This is a genomic window from Kocuria sp. p3-SID1428 (genome assembly GCF_025149945.1).
GTDB lineage: Bacteria > Actinomycetota > Actinomycetes > Actinomycetales > Micrococcaceae > Kocuria.
The window spans coordinates 43038-62528 of sequence record NZ_JALXVH010000008.1 but is presented as its reverse complement, the minus strand read 5'-3'; the positions used below and the strand labels follow the sequence as shown (position 1 = coordinate 62528).

The following is a 19491-nucleotide window of genomic DNA, read 5'->3' as shown; positions in this document are numbered from 1 at the left end:
GCGCATTAAGGCACGTAGGCGCGGACAGAAGAGGGCGCGACTCGGCGAGAGTGCCGAGTGTCAGTGAGTGTGGTGCGCGTGCCGGGCGATGTGGGACGCGCTTCCGGGTCCCGTCGAGCCCGCACCGGGAGCCGCAGAATCCGAGGCGGCGGCTCCGGACGAGGCGCCGGTGAAGGCGCCGATCGCCAGGGCGACACCGATGCCGAACATGGCCGCCATGGTCGCACTCAGCAGCTCGAGGCCCACGAGTCCCACCAGCACGCCGCCGGCCACCACGAGCTGCAGGGTCTTGAGGCGAGCGAGCCGCTGTGTCCAGACGTCGCGGCCCACCGTCAGCAGCGAGCCAGTCTCGCCCTGCGTGTAGGTCGCCGGCACGCACCAGGCGCCGATCACGGCGATCAGTCCGGCCGCGATGCTGACCGAGACGAACTCGCTGCTCACCAGCGGCACCATGACAGCGACGACCACCACGATGGCCGGGGTCGCGATCAGCGGTGCTCGAAGCATGAATACATTCAATCGCACACAGATCGCTGCGCCATCCGGATAACCGGTCATGTCAGCTGCCACATAGGGGGACGGCCGACAGCGGGTGCTGTCGGCCGTCCTGAGGCGCTGCGGGAGTCGTTGCAGGTCAACCCACAGGGACCGGCGCCTTGACCAGGGAGTACAGGTCCTTGGGGTCATCGGGATCGGCGATCAGGTCGATGTGCTGCTGCAGATCCGTGTCCGCCGTGGCATCGCGGACGCAGCGCAGCGCGGAGAAGTCGGAGATCGCGAAGCCCACGGAGTCGTAGAGCGTGATCTCGTCGTCCGAGCTGCGGCCACGTGCGGCCCCGGTGAGCACCTGCCAGAACTCGACCACCGGGAACTCGGGCTCCATCTGCTGGATCTCGCCCTCGATGCGGGTCTGCGGCGTGAACTCCACGAACACGCTGGCCCGGCGCAGGATGTCCGCCTCGAGCTCGGTCTTGCCCGGGCAGTCTCCGCCCACTGCGTTTAGGTGCACGCCGGGACGCACCTGATGATCGGAGAGCACCTTGTTCTGCGCCTTGTCGGCGGTGCAGGTGGTGATGATGTCGGCGCCCTCCACAGCCTCGTCGACGGAATCGGCCAGCGTGATCCGGAAGCCGAGCGGCTCCAGATTCCGGCGGAGCTTCTCCATGGCGGCGGGATCGACGTCGTAGACCCGCAGGTCCTCGATGCCGAGCACCGAGCGGAAGCCCAGGGCTTGGAACTCCGACTGGCTTCCGGCGCCGATCAGCGCCATGACCTTGGAGTCCTTGCGCGCCAGCTGTCGGGCGAACATGACCGAGTTCGCGGCAGTGCGCAGCGCGGTCAGCAGGGTCATCTCGGCGAAGAACGTGGGATAGCCGTTGTCGACATCCGAGAGCATCCCGTAGGCGGTCACCGTCTGGTACCCGCGGGCGGGGTTCGACGGATGCCCGTTGACGTACTTGAAGCTGTACGTCTCGAGATCCGAGGTGGGCATGAGCTCGATGACCCCCACCGGGGTGTGCGTGGCCACGCGCGGGATCTTGTCGAAGCGCTCCCACTTGCGGAAGTCCTCCTCGATGTAGCCGACCATCCTCTCGATGATCGATCCGACGCCCTCGCGCTGGATCCACTGCGCCATGGACGGAACATCCACGAGCTGCGGCATACGGCCTCCTTCTGACGTGTTGGGGAACTGCTGCTGACGAGCTGCTGCACGGTTCGTCGAGTGACCCGTTCCACAATATGAACAGAGAAGTGCGCGGATAAGCCGCAATCTGTGTGCAATCTGCTCACTTGAGCCGCAGTCTGCACAGCGGCGCGTAGCATTCTGCGCATGACGGAGGTCACCGAGCTGGAGCGGCGCCTGATCGCCGAGCTGCGCGCCGACGGTCGAGCCCCCATCGCCGCGCTCGCCGAGCGGCTGGGGGTCTCGCGCACCACGATCAGCCGCAGCATCGAGCGCCTGATGGCCCGCGACGTGATCATCGGCTTCACCGTGCGCACCCGCTCGGCGTCCGACGACGAGGTCCGGGCCATCTCGTTCATCGAGGTCCAGGGCTTCACCACGGACCAGGTCATCGGCTCGCTGCGCGGGCTGCCCGAGATCATGGGCCTGCACACCACCAACGGCGGCTGGGACCTGGTCGCGGAGATCTCCTGCCGGAACCTGCGCGCCTTCGACGACCTGCTGCGCCGGATGCGCTCGATCAAGGGCGTCGTGAACTCGGAGACCTCCCTGCTGCTCAGCTCGGTCGTGCGCTGAGCCGAGCACGACGCCGCCCGGCGGCGGGTGAGAGCTGGAGCAGCTGCGCGTCAGCGGTCCCCGAGGGTCTCGTCGCGATCCGTCGAGGGCTCCCGGCGCGGATCCTCCGGACGGTGCGAGCGCTGGGTGAGCAGCTCCTGACCGGGGCTGGTGCCCACCACGGGATAAGTGCCGGTGTAGCCGTCGCGGGCCGCGGCGATCTCGCGGACGCGGTCGCGCACCACGAACCAGCCGATGACCAGGAACGGGATGACCGCGATCATGGCGACCAGGGTGTAGGTGCCCACCGGGTAGTCGAAGGCGATCAGGACCACGACCGCGGCGATGAACGCGATCACGAGCCAGTCGGCGAAGCGGCCGCCCGGGGCCTGGTAGTCGGGGCGGGTGTACTGCCCGAGCTTCACGAGCTGCAGGAACTTCTGGTGGGACATGGCGATCGCGGCCCATGAGGCCATGGTGCCGATCGCGGCGATGTTCAGCACGATCTCGAAGGCCTGTGCGGGGACCCAGAAGTTCAGGGCCACGCCGAACAGCGCCACCACCGCGGTGAGCAGGATGCCTCCCACCGGCACACCGGCCTTGTTCATGGTCCCGGCGAACTTCGGCGCGGAGCCCGCCACCGACATGGAGTGCAGGATGCGACCGGTCGAGTAGATGCCGGCGTTCATGGAGGACATGGCCGCGGTGATCACCACGAGCTGCATGAGCGGACCTGCAGCCTCCACGCCGATCGAGGAGAAGAAGGTCACGAACGGGGACTCGTCGGCGGAGTATGCCGTGTACGGCATGAGCATGCACAGCAGGACCACGGAGCCCACATAGAAGACCGCGATGCGCAGGATCACGGAGTTGATCGCCCGCGGGATGACCTTCTCCGGGTCCTTGGTCTCACCGGCCGTGGTGCCCACGAGCTCGATGCCGGCGTAGGCGAACACGACGCCCTGCGTGACGATGATGGCCGGGAGGAAGCCGTTGGGGAACAGCCCGCCCTCGCTCGTGATCAGGGAGAAGCCCACCTCGCTGCCCGTGGGGGTCCCGAAGATCACGAAGATGATGCCGATGACCAGGAACAGCAGCAGCGCCCCGACCTTGACCAGGGAGAACCAGAACTCCATCTCGCCGAAGACCTTGACCGAGACGAGGTTCAGAGAGACCACCGCGACGACCACGATCAGCGCCACGACCCACTGCGGGATCTCCCCCAGGAACGCCATGGACTCGTACTGCCCGAACCAGGCGATGTAGATGGCCAGCGCTGTGGCATCGGCGACCGCCGTCATGGCCCAGTTCAGCCAGTAGAGCCAGCCGGAGACGAAGGCCGAGCGCTCGCCGTAGAACTCCCGGGTGTAGGAGACGAATGAGCCCGAGGACGGACGGTGCAGCACCAACTCGCCCAGGGCGCGCAGGATCAGATAGCCGAAGAAGCCGCAGACCGCGTACAGGATGAACAGCGACGGGCCGGCGGTCTCGAGCCGGCCACCGGCACCCAGGAAGAGCCCGGTGCCGATCGCCGAGCCGATCGCGATCATCTGGAGCTGACGCGCTCCGAGGCCTTTGTGGAAGCCCTCCTGCTCATAGGCGAAGGGATCGTCCGGGCGCTGCACCGGGGCATTGCTCTCGTGTGACATGACTGCCTTCTTCTGCGAGGAGCCCCATCGGAACCGAGGCGCGTGCGGGCGCAGGAGCGTCGCTGGGCGACCGGGAGGGGCGCCGAGGAGCCAGGGCGGAGGGGCTGGACGGGATGACCGGTGCAGCAGCGACCGTCGACAGCCGGGTGTACGGTACCTCACATCCGAGGGGCCTGGGTGCCCCATGACGAGAGCAGCCCCTCCCCCTGCAGGCCCGTGTGGACCTGCAGGAGAGGGGCTGCCGTCGTCGCGGAGACGATCAACGGGGGTCGCTGCCCGGATCCTGCGACATGATCGGGACCACGCCATCGCCCTGCGCGCGAGGTCGCCGTCGAGCGAGGCCCATCACGAGGAAGAGCAGGATGGCCCCGACCTTGATCAGCGAGAACCAGAACTCCATCTCGCCGAAGAACCCGCACAGCGCGTAGAGGATGAACAGCGACGGACCGGCCGTGGCCACGCGTCCGCCTGCACCCAGGAACAGGCCCGTGCCGATGGCCGAGCCGATCGCGATCATCTGGACCTGGCGACCGCTGGGGGACTTGTGGAAGTCCTCCTGCTCGTGGGCCTAGGCATCCTGCGGCGCAGGATCGGTGGTGGGGTGTGACATGTGCCACGGATCATCCTTCACAATGTGCACCGAGGGGTAACTCAGGGTTCACCCAGGAATGATCGTCTGGGCAGGTCAGACGCCCTTGGACCGCTTCGGCGCCGGGGCACGTACCCAGCTTGCAAGGATCCCGCATGTCGCCGTCGAATCCCTCCCGCGCCTCGTCGCTGCCCCTTGCGGCGGCCGCCGCAGGCGTCCTGGTCACCTCCTCGTTCGTGGTCCCGGCCCACGCCCAGGAGACGGGCGCCGAGACCGCGGCGAGCGCTGCGCCCACCACCGACCTGCTCTACTTCAACGACTTCCACGGCCGACTGGACGAGGACCCCGTGGGCTTCGCGGGAGCCATCGAATCGCAGCGCGGCCCCGAGGATCTGCTGCTGTCGGGCGGCGATAACATCGGCGCCTCGCAGTACACCTCCGCCGCCCAGGACGACAACCCCACCCTGGACATGCTCAATGCGCTCGAGCTGGATGCCTCGGCCGTGGGCAATCACGAGTTCGACCAGGGCCACCAGGACCTCACCGAGCGCGTGGCCCCGCGCGCGGACTTCCCGTACCTGGCCGCCAACGTGCACGTGGGCTCGGAAACCGGCCCGCTGCTCATGGAGGGCGAGGGCCACGACGGCAGCGGCGTGTACGAGCTCTTCGAGCGCGACGGCGTGACCTATGCGGTCATCGGCGCCGTCACCCAGGCCACGCCGTCCAAGCTCGCCCCGTCGGCCCACGAGGGCCTCGTGTTCACCGACCCGGTCGCCGAGGTCAACGCGGTGGCCGAGGAGATCGCAGCCTCCGGGGAGGCCGACGTCATCATCGCGGCCTACCACGACGGCGCCGCCAGCCAGGAGGCTGCCGCCTCCGACAGGTTCTGGACCGAGACCTCCGAGGAGGTCGACGTCATCTTCGGCGGCGACACCCACGCCGAGTACAGCGTGAGCGAGGACGTCGACGGCGACGGCACCGATGACCGCGCGTACCTGCAGTCCGGGTCCTACATGGCGAACCTGGGCAAGGTCGAGGTCACCTACGACGCCGCCAGCGACGACGTCGACGTGGTCGCCTCCGTGACCCCGTACGACGAGCTGATCGCGGGCCAGACCCCCGAGCAGCTCGTGGCCGCCTCGCCGCGCACCGCCGAGGTGGACCGGATCGTCGCCGAGGCCACCGCGACCGCCGAGGAGATCGGATCCACCCCGGCCGGGGAGATCACCGGCGACTTCACCACGGCCTTCACCGGCACCACCCGCGACGACCGCCAGAACGAGTCCACGCTGGGCAACCTGGCGGCCGAGGGCTTCCGCTCCGAGCTGGCGGAGTCCCACGGCGTGGACATCGGGGTGATCAACCCCGGCGGGCTGCGCAACGAGTTCTACTACGCCGACGATGCCTCCGAGGTCATCGACGGCGACGCCGACGGCGTGGTCACCGAGGCGGAGATCAACAACGTCCTGCCCTTCGCCAACAACCTCAACACGGTCGAGCTGACCGGCGCCCAGTTCAAGACCGCTCTCGAGCAGCAGTGGCAGCCGGAGGGCTCCTCACGCGCATTCCTGCATCTGGGGCTGTCGGACAACGTCCAGTACACGATGGACGAGTCGCTGCCGGCCGGCGAGCGCATCACCTCCGTCACGGTGGACGGCCAGCCGCTGGATCCCGAGGCGAGCTACACGATCGGCTCGGTCTCCTTCCTGCTCGAGGGCGGCGACGGCTTCACAGCCTTCACCGAGGGCGGGGCCAGCGTCGACACCGGCCGGATCGATCGCGAGGCCTTCACCGACTACCTCGGCTCCTTCGAGGCCCCGCTGGAGCCCACGTTCGACCGCCGCGGCGTCAACGTCACCGGCTCCACGACCGAGGCCGGCATCACGAGCCTCGAGCTCACCGAGCTGAACATGACCTCGCTGGGGGCGGTGGCCAACGAGACCGTCGAGATCCGCAGGGGCTCGGCCGACGGCGAGGTCGTGGCCTCCGCCGAGGTCACCGGCGAGCCCGCCAAGGACGCCTCCGGGCAGGTGGGCGGCTCCGCGAGCCTCCAGGTGCAGGTCGCCGATCTTCAGGGCGAGCCCGCCTACCTGGTGGTCTCCCCCGCAGGCACCACCATGCAGCTGCCCGCCGAGCTCTTCGCAGCCGGGGGCTCCGAGCCCACGACGGAGCCGACTGCCGAGCCCAGCGACCGCCCGGGCTTCGGCCACGGCCGCGACCTGGCCGATCAGCGCAAGGCCGACCGCGGGCGCCCCTCCGGCGATCTGCGCGAGTGGGTGCTCGAGCAGCGCGAGCGCCGCTCGGGTCGCTGAGCCGCAGCCGCCTGCCCAGCTCATCTCCCGGGGCCCGTCGGGAACCCCTCCCGATGGGCCCCTCCCCTCTCTGTCCTCACCCCCTGCCCCCATCCTCCGAAGGGAATCCAGAAATGACTGCCCTGAAGACCCCCCAGCATCGCACCGGGCGCCTGCGCTCGGCCGCTCTTCCCCTGGCCGCCCTGCTGGCCATCCCCGCCGGGCTCAGCTCGCTGGCGCCGGCGAGCGCCTCACCGGCCGGCGACGAGGTCGTCATCAACGAGGCCTACCTCAGCGGCGGCTCCGCCAACGCGGTCTACACGCACAAGTTCGTGGAGCTCTACAACCCCTCCGACGCCCCCGTGAGCCTGGACGGCTGGTCGCTGCAGTACCGCTCCGCCACCGGAACATCGGGGACGTCGAACACCGTGCCCCTGTCCGGGACCATCCAGCCCGGCGAGCACTTCCTGGTCAGCGGAGCCTCCAACGGCACCAACGGGGCAGCGCTGCCCGAGGCCGATGTGGAGGCCGGCGGCCGGCTCAACCCGTCGGGCACCAAGGGAACCCTGGTGCTCTCGAGCGGGGGCACCGCGCTGAGCCTGCCGACCGGCTCGATCACGGAAGCCACACCCGGAACGGAATCCGTCGTGGACCTGCTGGGCTACGGCGACTCCAACACCTTCGAGACCGCCGGGGCCACGAGCCCGTCGTCGAATGCTGATCCGCGGTCGATGAACCGCTCGGATGCCGCGGACACCGACGACAACTCCGCTGACTTCTCGCTGTCGAGCCAGGTCACGCCCCAGTCCGGAGACGGCTCCGAGACGCCCGATCCCGAGCCCACGCCGGAGCCGACTGAGCCCGGCGAGCAGCTGTCGATCGCCGAGATCCAGGGCGAGGCCGACACGACCCCGTACCAGGGCCAGCAGGTCACCACCCGCGGCGTCGTCACGGCCGCCTACAAGACCGGCGGGCTGAACGGCTACCAGATCCAGACCGAGGGCACCGGAGGCGATCTGGCCGCCGATCACGACGCCTCCGACGGCATCTTCGTCTACGCCCCGGAGGCGCTGGACGCCGCGCAGATCGGCGATCACGTGGAGGTCACCGGCACAGCGGACGAGTACTACGGCCAGACCCAGATCTCCGTACCGGCCAACGGCATCGAGGTGCTCGGCGAGCTCGCCGAGGCCGTGAAGCCCGCCGACGTGGCCTGGCCCACCGACGAGGAGTCCCGCGAGGACCTGGAGGGCATGCTGCTGCAGCCCACCGGAGAATTCACGGTCTCGGACAACTACAGCCTCAACAGCTACGGCGAGGTGGGGCTGGCCGTCGGCGAGACCCCGCTGCGCACCCCGACGGACGCGGCCCCGGCGGGCTCGGCGGAGGCCGCGGCCGTCGAGGCCGACAACGCCGCCCGCGGGGTGCTGCTCGACGACGGCTCGACGTGGAATTACACGAATCTGCAGCGCTACGGCGACCAGCCGCTGCCGTATCTCTCGCAGGAGAGCCCGGTGCGCGTGGGCTCCTCGGTGAGCTTCGACCAGCCGGTCGTGCTGGGCTACGGCCACGACGCCTGGCGGTTGCAGCCGCTCGAGCAGGTCACCGGCGAGACTCCCGAGGCCGTCCCGGCTTTGTTCGAGAACGACCGTTCGGAGTACGCGGCACCGGCCCCTGTGGGCGGCGACTACACGCTCGGCACGTTCAACGTGCTGAACTACTTCACCTCCCTGGGCGCGGACGAGCCCGGCTGCCGCGCTCACCTGGACCGGGCGGGCAATCCCACGACCGCCGATTACTGCGATGTGCGCGGGGCCTACGACCAGGACTCGTTCGCCCAGCAACAGGAGAAGATCGTCGCGGCGATCAACGGCCTGGACTCCTCGGTGGTCTCGCTCGAGGAGATCGAGAACTCGGCGGCCTTCGGCAAGGACCGCGACCAGGCGCTGTCCGCCCTGGTGGAGGCCCTCAACGCCGACGCCGGGTCCCAGAAGTGGGCCTACGTGCCCTCGCCGTCCGAGCTGCCGGCCTCCGAGGACGTCATCCGCACCGGGTTCATCTACCAGCCGGCCGAGGTGGAGACCGTGGGCGAGTCCGCGATCCACGACGACCAGGAGAACTTCGACAACGCCCGCGAACCGCTGGCCCAGACCTTCCGCCCGGTGGGCGGCACCGAGACCGATGACTTTGTAGTCGTCGTGAACCACCTCAAGTCCAAGGGCGGCTCCGGCTCCGGCGACAACACCGACACCGGCCAGGGCTCCTGGAACGGCGACCGCACCCGCCAGGCCGAGTCCATGCAGGGCTTCGCGGAGTCTTTCGCTCAGGAGGCCGGCACCGATCGGCTGTTCCTGGTGGGCGACTTCAACTCCTACACCCACGAGGACCCCATGCTCGGGCTCTACGCGGACGGGTACGTGAACCTGGCCCCGGAGGGCCAGCACACCTACTCCTACGGCGGGCAGTCCGGCTCCCTGGACCACGTGCTGGCCTCGCCGGCCGCCGCCGAGGCGGTGACCGGATCGGACATCTGGGAGATCAACGCGAACGAGTCCGTGGGCATGGAGTACTCGCGAGCGAACTACAACGTGGTGGATCTCTACGCTCCGGATCAGTTCCGCGCCTCGGACCACAACCCGGCCCTGGTGGGGATCGCACTGAGCGGGTCGGAGGAGCCGTCGCCCGAGCCCACTGATCCGACGGACCCGACCGATCCTTCGCCGGAGCCCAGCCCTGAACCCACCGATCAGCCGACCTTCGGGCACGGCCACGATCTGGCTGAGGAGCGCAAGTCCGAGCGCGGCCGCCCGTCCGGCGATCTGCGCGAGTGGGTCCAGCAGCAGCGGGACCGCTTCACCTCGACCCGCTGATCCGCCCCGCCCCTTCTCTCGCGCCTGCGTGCGCGGATGCGTCGCCACCCCGCGAACGGCGCATCCGGGCACGCAGGCGCAGGATCGTGCGCGAGTGGGCTGACGAGGGAGGCTCAGTCCAGGATCTGCTCGGCGGCTCGATCGGCGTCGGCCAGGGTGCGGGCGCCGAGCTCGGCGGGGGCATCGGCCTCGGACGCGATCGCGGTGCCCCACTGGACCGAGGTCAGCTGCAGCCCCAGCACCCACACGCCGTCCTGGACCCGCTCGTCCGTGCCGATCGTGCGGTACGGGATGGCCGAGACGTCGAGCCCGGCGCCGGGCATCCGCACGGCGCCGTCGCGGGTGTCCATGGGCTTGGAGCGCAGCAGCCCGGCGTCGTGCATGGACTGAAGCAACGGCGAGATGTTGCGCCGGACCTCGTTGGGCGGAGACATGGCCTCGAGCATGAGGCGAGCACGGAACGGCTCGGCGGCCACCCACGGGGAGCTGGCCTCGAAGCAGCCGCGCTCGTCGTCCGCGCGGAACACCGGATCGGGCCCCAGGAAGCGCACCACATCGGCCCGGGCCAGAGCGGCCAGCTGGCGGATCCGCAGGGCGGGCGGCCCGGAGCTCAGGCCCTCGACCAGCGGTGCGAACGTGCGCAGCAGGTCGTCGTGCCAGGAGGCATCGGTCAGCCCCACCTCCGCGATGATCTGCTTGAGCAGGGTGCGCGACCAGTTCAGCGACGAGAAGGCCATCTTGGCCGGGTCGTCCTCACCCTGCGCGGAGCCTGCGGCATCGCGGTCCAGCAGATGCACGACGGCGGCCGCATACTCCTCGTGCGAGCCGAAGTCCTCCCCTCGGAACGGCTTGGCCGAGCGCACGGGGTCGAAGCGATCGGGAGCCGGCACCGCGGTCTGCACGAGCCGCTCCAGACGCACCTCCCACGGCAGCCCCTCAGCGGTGTCCTCGGCCAGGCGCTCCTGCGAGTCCTGGGCCCATTCGCGCTCGGCACCCCTGCGAGCGGCCGGTGCGGTGCGTGCGGGCCCGGAGGGGGCGTCGTCGTCGGGAACCCCCAGCGCCCGGTCGAGCTCGACCAGGAAGTCCGCGGCGGGCATGCCTAGGCGATCGGCGTGCACGCGCGCGTACGTGCGGTAGTAGGTGCGGTGGGCATCCCGCAGCACGAGCGGCAGGAGCACGCGCTCGAAGGACAGCGGGCCCTGGCCCCTGAGCTGCTCGATCGTCTCCGGGGTCAGAAAGCGGTGCTCCAGGCTGCGGGCATAGTAGGAGCCGATCTCCGGCTTGGCGCGGTACGGCGTCCCGCGGCGCGAGCCCGCCACCACGAAGGGCTCCTGGCCGGAGGGCCGGTAGACCAGCCGGTCGGTGCCGTCGTCGGCGGGCTCGAACACGCCGCCGCGGCCCTCGGTGACCTCCGCCAGGACGTCGTGGAAGTTCAGGCCCATGCCGCGCACGAGCACGGTCTCCCCCGCCGGCAGCGTGTCCCAGTGGCCATCGGCCGGGACGATCGGCGGGCGATAGTCCAGTCCGTTCTGGGCGGCGCCGTCCACGAGTTCCTTCTGCCTCCGGCTCAGGTGGGCGTCCAGGTGGCCCAGGGCGAGCACCACATGATCGGCCAGCAGCTCCTGCTGACCGCCGATCTCCACCGCATAGCTGTGCCGGCCCGACTCGACCCGGCGCGCGGCCACGGCCTCGTCGCGATGCACCCGCAGCTCGACCGTGGCCGGAGCGCTCTCGACCAGCGTGCGGAACACCCATTCGAGATAGGCGCCGTAGAGCCGGCGCTGCGGGAAATCCGCAGCCCCCAGCTGCTGCAGCGCCTCACGGTTCTGCTCGTCCAGCTCCACCGGAAGACCCTGCTCCACGACCGCCCGACGCCAGCCGTCGAAGCTCATCCCGCGCAGCGGCTCCAGCGGCGGCACGTCCAGGGCGCCGTCGGCGGCGATGACCGTGGGGAACAGCGACGGCGTGTTCATCAGGAACCGCGGCGACTGCCGGGTCCGCCAGACGTGGCCCGCTCCGGGAGGGAAGGGGTCCACGACGTCGATATTCACGCGCCGCCCCGAATGCGCGCTGCGCGCGATCAGGCGCTCCAGGGCCGAGAGCCCGCGCGGCCCGCAGCCCACGATGACCACACGGGGCACGGGGCGGGAGCGGGGCTCGTCGTGGGGGGTCTCGGTGGGGTGCATCGGAGGGGTCATGGCCCCAGCATAGGAACCGCAGACCCTGCATGAGGCCCCGGAGCCGGGCCCTAGGGTGGGGACCATGAACGAGACCCCTGCAGATGAGACCGCCGACGACCTCCTGTGGCTGGAGGAGATCCACGGCGAGCCCGCGCTCGAGTGGGTGCGCGAGCAGAACGATCGCAGCGAATCCCTGCTGGTCACCCCGCAGCTCGAGCGCCTCGAGGCCGCCGCGCTCGAGGTCATGGACTCCGATGACCGCATCCCCATGGTCTCCAAGCACGGCGAGCACTACTACGGCTTCTGGCGCGATGCGCAGCACCCCCGCGGGCTGTTCCGCCGCACCACCTGGCAGTCCTGGCTCAGCGACGATCCGCAGTGGGACGTGATCCTGGACCTGGATGTGCTCGCCGAGGCCGAGGGCGTCCCCTGGGTCTGGGGCGGCGCGCGGCTGCTGCGCCCCCAGCACACCGAGGGCCAGTGGCGACGAATGCTGATCGCCCTGTCCCCGGACGGCGGCGACGCCCGGCGCTACCGCGAGTTCGATCTGCTGCAGCGGCGCTTCGTGCCCGCCGATGAGGGCGGCTTCGACCTGCCGGCGGCCAAGACCTCGGTCTCCTGGCTGGATGCGGACACGCTCTTCGTGGGCACGGACACCGGTCCGGGCTCGACCACGACGTCGTCCTACCCGGCCCAGGTCCGCCGGCTCTCGCGCGGGCAGGCGCTCGATCAGGCTCCCGTCGTCTTCGAAGTGCCGCGGGATCACATCCAGGCCTGGGTGGGTCGCGACCACACGCCTGGCTTCGAGCGCACCCTGGCTGTGGATGCGATCGACTTCTTCCGCTCCCGGACCTACCTGTTCGACGAGTCGGTCGACGGCGGCCCCGTGCCGATCGATGTCCCCGAGACGGTCGAGGTCGACCTGCACCGGCAGTGGCTGCTGCTGCGCCCGCAGGAGACCTGGGGCGAGCACGCGCCCGGCACCCTGCTGGTCGCCGAGCTCGAGAGCTTCCTGGCCGGCGAGCGCTCCCTGACAGTGGTCTTCGCCCCGGATGAGCACACGAGTCTGCAGGGCTGGTCGTGGACCGCCTCGCACCTGGTGCTGCAGCTGCTGACGGACGTCTCCTCCGAGATCCGCGTGGTCGAGCCGGGCACCTGGCGCTGCGAGCCCATGCAGGGCACAGGCGAGCACCGCTCCACCGCGGTGTGGGCCGTCGACGACGAGGACCCCGAGGCCGGCGACGACGTCTGGGTCTCCACGAGCGGCTTCCTCACTCCCACGACGATCCTGCGCGGCACGCTCGAGCAGTCGCTGCCCGAGCCGGTCAAGCAGGCGCCGTCGTTCTTCGACGCCTCCGGGCTGAGCGTGGAGCAGCACTGGGCGGTCTCCGCCGACGGGACCCGCATCCCCTACTACCAGATCGGTCCTGCCGACCTGGAGCTGGACGGGCGCAATCCCACGCTGCTGTCCGGCTACGGCGGGTTCGAGGTCTCGCGCACGCCGGGCTACTCCGGGGTGATCGGACGGTCGTGGCTGACCCGTCGGGTCGAGTCGTCCGGCGCGGGCGGAGCCGCACCCGGGCGCACGGGCGTCCAGGTCATCGCGAACATCCGCGGCGGCGGCGAGTACGGGCCCTCGTGGCACCGGGCTGCCCTGCAGTCGCAGCGCCACCGCGCCTATGAGGACTTCGCGGCCGTGGCCCGCGATCTGCACCGGCGCGGCGTGAGCTCGCCGTCCACGCTGGCCTGCGCCGGCGGCTCGAACGGCGGGCTGCTGGTGGGCAACATGCTCACCACCTATCCGGAGCTCTTCGCGGGGATCTCCTGCGGGGTGCCCCTGCTGGACATGCGCCGCTACACCAAGCTGTCGGCGGGGACGTCGTGGATCGCGGAGTACGGCGACCCGGAGGACCCGCAGCAGTGGGAATGGCTGCGCACCTTCTCCCCGTACCACCTGGTGGAGCCGGGTCGGCAGTACCCACCGGTGCTGTTCTGGACGGCCACGAGCGACGACCGCGTGGGACCGGTCCAGGCGCGCAAGATGGCTCAGCGCATGCTGAACCAGGGCCATGAGCGGGTGTGGTTCCACGAGACGCTCGAGGGCGGGCACGCAGGTGCCGGCGACAACCGTCAGGCCGCCCGCTCGCACGCGCTGTCCTACGACTTCATGTGGCGAGCCGTGACCGCCGCCCTCTGACCCGCCGCCCATCCCCTCCCCCACCTACGCCGAGTGGATACTCAGTTGCGCTGTTGAGCCCTTTAGCGCAAACAGGTATCCACTCGGCGGGTGGGTGGGGAGGGGTTCGATGTTCTGCCGCTTCCGATCGGAGTCCCTGATGTCCGCTGCGCAGCCCACCGCGCCGACGAGCGCCCGCCACGACGACCGCCCAGGCGCCCTGCTGGAGCGCACCGGCATCGAGATCATCGCCGAGCACGAGCGCACCGCCCGACCCCGCGACCTGTTCTGGCCCTGGTTCGCCGCCAACATCTCCGTGTTCGGGATGACGTACGGCTCCTACCTGCTGGGCTACGGCATCTCGGTCTGGCAGGCGAGCGCGGTGGCCGTCGTCGGGATCATCGTGAGCTTCGCGCTGTGCGGCCTCGTGGCGATCGCCGGCAAGCGCGGCAGTGCGCCCACAATGGTGCTCTCGCGTGCGGCCTTCGGAGTGCACGGGCAGAAGGTCCCGGGGATCATCTCGTGGCTGACCTCGATCGGATGGGAGACCTCCCTGGCGATCACCGCCGTGCTCGCCACCGGCACGGTCTTCAGCGCACTGGGCTGGGGAGCGGGCGGGGCTGTGATGGTCACCGCCGCGGCAGTGGTGGCCCTGCTCATCGTCACGGCCTCCGTGCTCGGCTACCACACGATCATCCGGCTGCAGTCGGTGCTGACCTGGCTCACCGGTGCGGCCACGATCGTCTTCATGGCCCTGACCATTCCCCACATCCGCTGGGATGCCGTCCTGAGCGCCCCGGCCGGCTCGGCGCAGCAGATGGTCGGCGCATTCGTGATGGTCATGACGGGATTCGGACTCGGCTGGATCAACATCTCGGCCGACTGGTCCCGGTATCAGCGCCGCTCGACCTCGGATGCCGCCATCGTCGCCTGGAACACGATCGGCGGTGCCTGCGCCCCCGTGGTGCTGGTGCTCTTCGGGCTGCTGCTGGCCGGCTCCGACCCGCAGCTAGCCGAGGCCATCGGCGCTGATCCCGTGGGCGCTCTGAGCACGCTGCTGCCGCTGTGGGCGCTCATCCCGTTCTGGATCGTGGCCGTGCTGACGCTGGTCTCCGGGGCGGTGCTCGGCATCTATTCCTCCGGGCTCACGCTGCTCTCGCTGGGGATCCGCATCCCGCGACCGGCGGCGGCCGCCGTGGACGGACTCATCCTCACGGCCGGCACCCTGTGGGTGGTCTTCTTCGCCCAGGACTTCATCGGCCCGTTCCAGTCGTTCCTCATCACCCTGGGCGTGCCGATGGCCTCGTGGGCGGGGATCCTCATCGCGGATGTTCTCACCCGTCGCTCGGACTACGACGAGGCGGCGCTCTTCGATGCCGGCGGCCGCTACGGGTCGGTGGACTGGATCTCGCTGCTCACCATGGTCGTCGCCTCCGTGATCGGCTGGGGACTGGTGCTCAACGCCTTCGCCGAGACGGCCCCCTGGAACAGCTGGCAGGGCTACCTTTTCGGTCTGGTCGGCGGCCCGGAGGGCACCTGGGCCGGGTCCAACCTGGGCGTGCTGGTTGCCCTGGTGCTCTCGTTCATGGTGACGCTTCTCGCCCGACGGGGCCGCATCCGCCGTCAGGAGCAGACGGCGGCCCGGGCCTGAGAAGGACACGGGCACGGTGCCCGGCGGGCTGGGTCAGGACTCGCTGCGGTACCGCTGCGGAAGCGGCTCGAGGCTCAGGCGGGTCTGGTCGCCGGGCCGGGTGAGGGTCAGCAGCGCGCGCTGCACCACGGGCTCCTTCTCCAGCAGGTCCTCGACCGCCTGGACCCTGGTGCGCAGCTCCGACTCACGGGAATCTCCGGTCACGTCCACGGAGGCCACGACGAACAGCTTGTCGGCGCCGACCCACTCGGTGTGCAGCAGGCTCACGGACTCGATATCGGGATGCTCGAGCAGGATCGACAGCAGGCGGTTGCGCCCGCGCGCCGAGCCGCCCTCGCCCGTGAGCAGCTGGACGTTGCGGCGGATCAGCACCACCGCGACGATCCCCAGCAGCACGCCGACCAGGATCGAGCCCAGAGCATCCCACACCGCATTGCCGGTGATCTGATGCAGGACCAGGCCGCTGCCGGCGATCAGCAGCCCGAGCAGCGCGGCCGCGTCCTCGGCGAACACCGCGCGCAGCATCGAATCGGAGGTCGTGCGGATGTAGCGCAGCGGGCTGATGCGACGGGTGCGCGCCCCGGAGCGGGCCTGGCGCAGCGCTTGCAGGAACGACGTCCCCTCGAGCACGAACGACACCCCGAGCACCAGATAGGCCCATCCGTAGCCGCCGTCCTCGCCCTCGCCGCCCAAGGATTGGAAGCCGTGCCAAATAGAGACTCCGGAGCCCACGGCGAACAGCCCGATCGCGGCAAACATCGCCCAGACGTACCCGGCACGGCCGTAACCCAGCGGGTGAGTGGCATCTGGGGCCCGACGTGAGCGCCGCTCGCCCACCAGCAGGAAGATCTCGTTGCCGGTATCGGCCCAGGAGTGGGCTGCCTCGGCCACCATGGACGCCGATCCGCTCAAGGCCGCGACGGCTGACTTGGCCAGGGCCACCAGCAGGTTTGCCGCGAACGCCAGGATGACCGTGAACGAGCTGCCGCCGCCCTGGGTGCCGGCGGACTCGCGAGGCCCGGAGGTGGACGATTGATCAGCTGCTGTGCTCACGCCGATGCGCCTTCGAGAAGAGGAGAGGATGGACGCAGGGACGATGCCGATTCAGCACCCAGTGGCCAGATCGCCATCGTCCGCTCCGTGATCGACCAGGGTTTCACACACAGCTCGACTGCGTGAGAAGCCTGCTGGCGGAGAAGACGAACCCATACGAAAAAAGCCTGAGCCGCGACATCGTCTGTCAACGATGTCGCGACTCAGGACAAGGGCGGAGACGGGGGGATTTGAACCCCCGATCCAGGTCTCCCCGGATCCTTCATTAGCAGTGAAGTCCATTCGGCCGCTCTGGCACGTCTCCTTGCTGTCGCCAAGAAGGGTGCACAACGGCACTCTCCTGATGAAACAGCGAACGACACTCTAATCGGCCCGCTGGAGCGGGTCAAAAGCACGGTAGAGGCGCGGGCGCCGCGCTCTCCCGCGGAACCTGCCCGCGGAAGCAGCCGAAGCACCCCATGTTCGCGGGAGGGCTCCGACTCAGCCCCGGGAGGCCAGCACGAACGGCAGGACGGGTCCCGAGCCGGCGCGGCGCAGCTCGCGTGCGGCCACGGTCAGGGTCCACCTGCTGTCCACGAGGTCGTCGATCAGCAGCACGGGCTGGCCCTGGAGCTGGTCGAGCCCCTGCTGGACCTGCGGCGTGACCACGAAGCGCTCCCAGACCGCAGCCAGGCGGTAGGCCCCGTTGCCCCCGGAGCCCTGCCGCGGGTGGCCCTCCGCCAGGCCGAGCTCCCCGAGCAGCGGCATGCGGCCAGCCTGGGACAGCCCCTGGGCGAGAGAGGAGACCAACTGAGGGCGCGACATCGACGGCATGGCCACGATGCCGGCCGGACGGCGCTGCCAATCCCAAGCCGCCAGCACCTCGATGGCGGCCTTGCCCAGGGCGGGATCGACCTGCTGATCGACGGGGCGGCCGTCTGCGTCGTCGTGGAAGATCTCCCGCAGGCGATTTCCCCAGCCCAGATCGGTCAGGCGCGCGACGGCCCGGCCGTTCTGCGCCCGCTCCTCCTCCGGGATCCTCCCCTTGACCTGCACGCCGAGCCGATCCATGCCCGTGGGCCACTGGGCGCGCGGCTCGATCAGCACCCCGACCTTCTGCAGCGACGACGTGGCCGCCTGCGAGGCATCCCGGCTGACGTGATCCGAGTACCACGGCCCCGCGCAGTTGTCGCAGCGTCCGCAGGGCTCGGCGTGGGGATCATCGAGCTGCTCGATCAGCATCTGCATGCGGCACCGCGAGCTGTTCTGGTAGTCCAGCATGGCGTTCTGCTCGTCCACCCTGGCGCGGCGGATGCGGTCGTAGCGCTCGGAGTCGTAGTGCCAGGGGCGGCCGGTGACCTGCCAGCCGCCCTGCACCTGCTCGACCGCCCCGTCCACGGCCAGGACCTTCAGCAGCAGGGTCAGCGCGGTGCGCTTGATGTCCACGCGCGCCTCCAGTGCCCCCGGTCCCAGCGGCCCGCCGTGCTGCTCCAGAGCGGTGAGCACTGCGGTGGCCTTGGCCTCGGTGGGCATGGACGCGGTGGCGAAGTACTCCCAGATCTCCCGATCCTCGCTGCCCGGCAGCAGCAGGACGTCCGCGCTGTCCGTGGCGCGACCCGCACGACCGACCTGCTGGTAGTACGCCACCGGCGACGACGGCGCCCCCAGGTGGATCACGAACCCCAGATCCGGCTTGTCGAAGCCCATGCCCAGCGCCGAGGTGGCCACGAGCGCCTTGACCCGGTTGTCCTTGAGCTCCTGCTCGAGCTGCTCGCGCTCCGAGGGGTCCGTGCGCCCGGTGTAGGAGCAGACATCATGCCCGGCGTCTCGCAGCGCCTGCGTGGTGTCCTCGGCCGCGCCGATGGTCAGGGCGTAGATGATCCCCGAGCCCTGCATCTGCCCCAGGTGCTCGATCAGCCAGGCCAGGCGCACGGTGTTCGACGGCATCCGCAGCACGCCCAGGCGCAGGGAATCGCGGGCCAGCGGGCCGCGCAGCGTCAGCACGGGCGCCCGCTGCTCGTCCACGACCCCCACGCCGAGCTGCTCCTCGACGTCGTGCACGACGCGCTCATTGGCCGTGGCGGTGGTGGCCAGCACGGGCACGGTGCTGGGCAGCTGGGCGATCAGATCGCGGATCCGGCGGTAGTCCGGGCGGAAGTCGTGGCCCCAGTCCGAGATGCAGTGGGCCTCATCCACCACGAGCAGCCCCATGCGCCGCAGGAGATCCGGCAGCTGCTCCTGTCGGAACCGGGCGTTGTTGAGCCGTTCCGGAGACACGAGCAGGACGTCGACCTCATCCCGGCCCAGCCGCTCGAGGATCTGCCCCCACTCGGTGGCGTTGGCCGAGCTGATGGAGGCCGCGCGCACGCCTGCCCGCTCGGCGGCGGCGACCTGGTCGCGCATGAGCGCCAGCAGCGGCGAGACGATCAGCGTGGGGCCTGCCCCGCGGGCTCGCAGAAGCAGGGACGCGATGAAGTAGACGGCGGACTTGCCCCAGCCCGTGCGCTGCACGACCAGAGCCCGACGGGAATCCGCCACCAGCGCGGAGATGGCCTGGAACTGTCCCGGATGGAAGACGGCATCCGGGCGGCCGGTCAGCGCGCGCAGCAGCTCGAGGGCCTCCGACTCGAGTCCGGAGACGTCTTCAGCGGGACGGATGTGCTGGCTCATGCGGGAAGTCTCCCGCCCGACTCCGACAGCACAAGGACCTCGACGAGTCCGCGGGGGCATCGCCGGGCAGGGTGGGGCTCAGGCGTGAAAGCGGGCCGGGTCCGGCCCCCCGACCGGACCCGGCCCAGAGCCCGACCGCAGAGA

11 protein-coding genes, 1 tRNA gene and 1 pseudogene are annotated in these 19491 nt (G+C 70.1%); 5 read left to right on the top strand and 8 right to left on the bottom strand.

From position 1 onward, the window contains the following. Positions 1-60: 60 nt before the first annotated feature. Both M3E84_RS03405 and M3E84_RS03400 read right to left on the bottom strand, forming a co-directional pair. Complete coding sequence (locus M3E84_RS03405) at positions 61-507, bottom strand: hypothetical protein (protein ID WP_259894586.1); 447 nt, start codon at positions 505-507, stop codon at positions 61-63. 127 nt (positions 508-634) lie between these two features. Further along, positions 635-1663 carry an ornithine cyclodeaminase gene (locus M3E84_RS03400; protein WP_006214700.1) on the bottom strand — a complete coding sequence of 343 codons (1029 nt, stop codon included), beginning with the start codon at positions 1661-1663 and terminating at the stop codon, positions 635-637. 168 nt (positions 1664-1831) lie between these two features. Here M3E84_RS03400 and M3E84_RS03395 point away from each other — a divergent pair, with 168 nt between their 5' ends. Then, entirely contained in the window at positions 1832-2260 is a 429-nt protein-coding gene (locus M3E84_RS03395; protein ID WP_259894585.1) for an Lrp/AsnC family transcriptional regulator, read from the top strand. 50 nt (positions 2261-2310) lie between these two features. Here the strand turns inward: M3E84_RS03395 and M3E84_RS03390 are convergent, their stop codons facing one another. Together M3E84_RS03390 and M3E84_RS03385 are read right to left on the bottom strand one after the other, a co-directional pair. Continuing rightward, positions 2311-3888 carry an amino acid permease gene (locus M3E84_RS03390; protein WP_259894584.1) on the bottom strand — a complete coding sequence of 526 codons (1578 nt, stop codon included), beginning with the start codon at positions 3886-3888 and terminating at the stop codon, positions 2311-2313. Between the two features lie 403 nt (positions 3889-4291). Then, positions 4292-4456: pseudogene (locus M3E84_RS03385) on the bottom strand (L-asparagine permease); the annotation flags it as partial. Between the two features lie 176 nt (positions 4457-4632). Between M3E84_RS03385 and M3E84_RS03380 the strand changes: the two are divergent. Together M3E84_RS03380 and M3E84_RS03375 are read left to right on the top strand one after the other, a co-directional pair. Continuing rightward, a complete protein-coding gene (locus M3E84_RS03380) occupies positions 4633-6789 on the top strand; it encodes a bifunctional UDP-sugar hydrolase/5'-nucleotidase (protein WP_259894583.1) in 2157 nt (718 codons plus the stop codon). A 113-nt stretch (positions 6790-6902) separates the two neighbouring features. After that, positions 6903-9638, top strand: a complete 2736-nt coding sequence (locus M3E84_RS03375; protein ID WP_259894582.1) for an ExeM/NucH family extracellular endonuclease — start codon at positions 6903-6905, stop codon at positions 9636-9638. A 113-nt stretch (positions 9639-9751) separates the two neighbouring features. On the opposite strand, the gene M3E84_RS03370 is transcribed toward M3E84_RS03375, so the two are convergent. Beyond that, entirely contained in the window at positions 9752-11836 is a 2085-nt protein-coding gene (locus M3E84_RS03370; protein ID WP_259894581.1) for an FAD/NAD(P)-binding domain-containing protein, read from the bottom strand. Positions 11837-11900: 64 nt separating this feature from the next. Here M3E84_RS03370 and M3E84_RS03365 point away from each other — a divergent pair, with 64 nt between their 5' ends. Both M3E84_RS03365 and M3E84_RS03360 read left to right on the top strand, forming a co-directional pair. Continuing rightward, positions 11901-14015, top strand: a complete 2115-nt coding sequence (locus M3E84_RS03365; RefSeq protein ID WP_259894580.1) for a prolyl oligopeptidase family protein — start codon at positions 11901-11903, stop codon at positions 14013-14015. A gap of 139 nt (positions 14016-14154) precedes the next feature. Then, positions 14155-15645, top strand: a complete 1491-nt coding sequence (locus M3E84_RS03360) for a cytosine permease (protein ID WP_259894579.1) — start codon at positions 14155-14157, stop codon at positions 15643-15645. Between the two features lie 33 nt (positions 15646-15678). Here the strand turns inward: M3E84_RS03360 and M3E84_RS03355 are convergent, their stop codons facing one another. From M3E84_RS03355 to M3E84_RS03345, 3 genes are all read right to left on the bottom strand, one after another. Beyond that, on the bottom strand, positions 15679-16698 hold the full coding sequence (locus M3E84_RS03355) for a cation diffusion facilitator family transporter (RefSeq protein WP_259894578.1): 1020 nt from the start codon (positions 16696-16698) through the stop codon (positions 15679-15681). Between the two features lie 215 nt (positions 16699-16913). Then, a tRNA-Ser gene (locus M3E84_RS03350) sits at positions 16914-17002 on the bottom strand. A gap of 176 nt (positions 17003-17178) precedes the next feature. Next, a complete protein-coding gene (locus M3E84_RS03345) occupies positions 17179-19347 on the bottom strand; it encodes an ATP-dependent DNA helicase RecQ (RefSeq protein ID WP_259894577.1) in 2169 nt (722 codons plus the stop codon). Between the last annotated feature and the right edge of the window lie 144 nt (positions 19348-19491).

What these genes read in the sequence shown, in the direction of transcription:
- M3E84_RS03405 (WP_259894586.1), bottom strand. Translation starts at nt 507, where the DNA reads ATGCTTCGAGCACCGCTGATCGCGACCCCGGCCATCGTGGTGGTCGTC.
- M3E84_RS03400 (WP_006214700.1), bottom strand. Translation starts at nt 1,663, where the DNA reads ATGCCGCAGCTCGTGGATGTTCCGTCCATGGCGCAGTGGATCCAGCGC.
- M3E84_RS03395 (WP_259894585.1), top strand. Translation starts at nt 1,832, where the DNA reads ATGACGGAGGTCACCGAGCTGGAGCGGCGCCTGATCGCCGAGCTGCGC.
- M3E84_RS03390 (WP_259894584.1), bottom strand. Translation starts at nt 3,888, where the DNA reads ATGTCACACGAGAGCAATGCCCCGGTGCAGCGCCCGGACGATCCCTTC.
- M3E84_RS03380 (WP_259894583.1), top strand. Translation starts at nt 4,633, where the DNA reads ATGTCGCCGTCGAATCCCTCCCGCGCCTCGTCGCTGCCCCTTGCGGCG.
- M3E84_RS03375 (WP_259894582.1), top strand. Translation starts at nt 6,903, where the DNA reads ATGACTGCCCTGAAGACCCCCCAGCATCGCACCGGGCGCCTGCGCTCG.
- M3E84_RS03370 (WP_259894581.1), bottom strand. Translation starts at nt 11,836, where the DNA reads ATGACCCCTCCGATGCACCCCACCGAGACCCCCCACGACGAGCCCCGC.
- M3E84_RS03365 (WP_259894580.1), top strand. Translation starts at nt 11,901, where the DNA reads ATGAACGAGACCCCTGCAGATGAGACCGCCGACGACCTCCTGTGGCTG.
- M3E84_RS03360 (WP_259894579.1), top strand. Translation starts at nt 14,155, where the DNA reads ATGTCCGCTGCGCAGCCCACCGCGCCGACGAGCGCCCGCCACGACGAC.
- M3E84_RS03345 (WP_259894577.1), bottom strand. Translation starts at nt 19,347, where the DNA reads ATGAGCCAGCACATCCGTCCCGCTGAAGACGTCTCCGGACTCGAGTCG.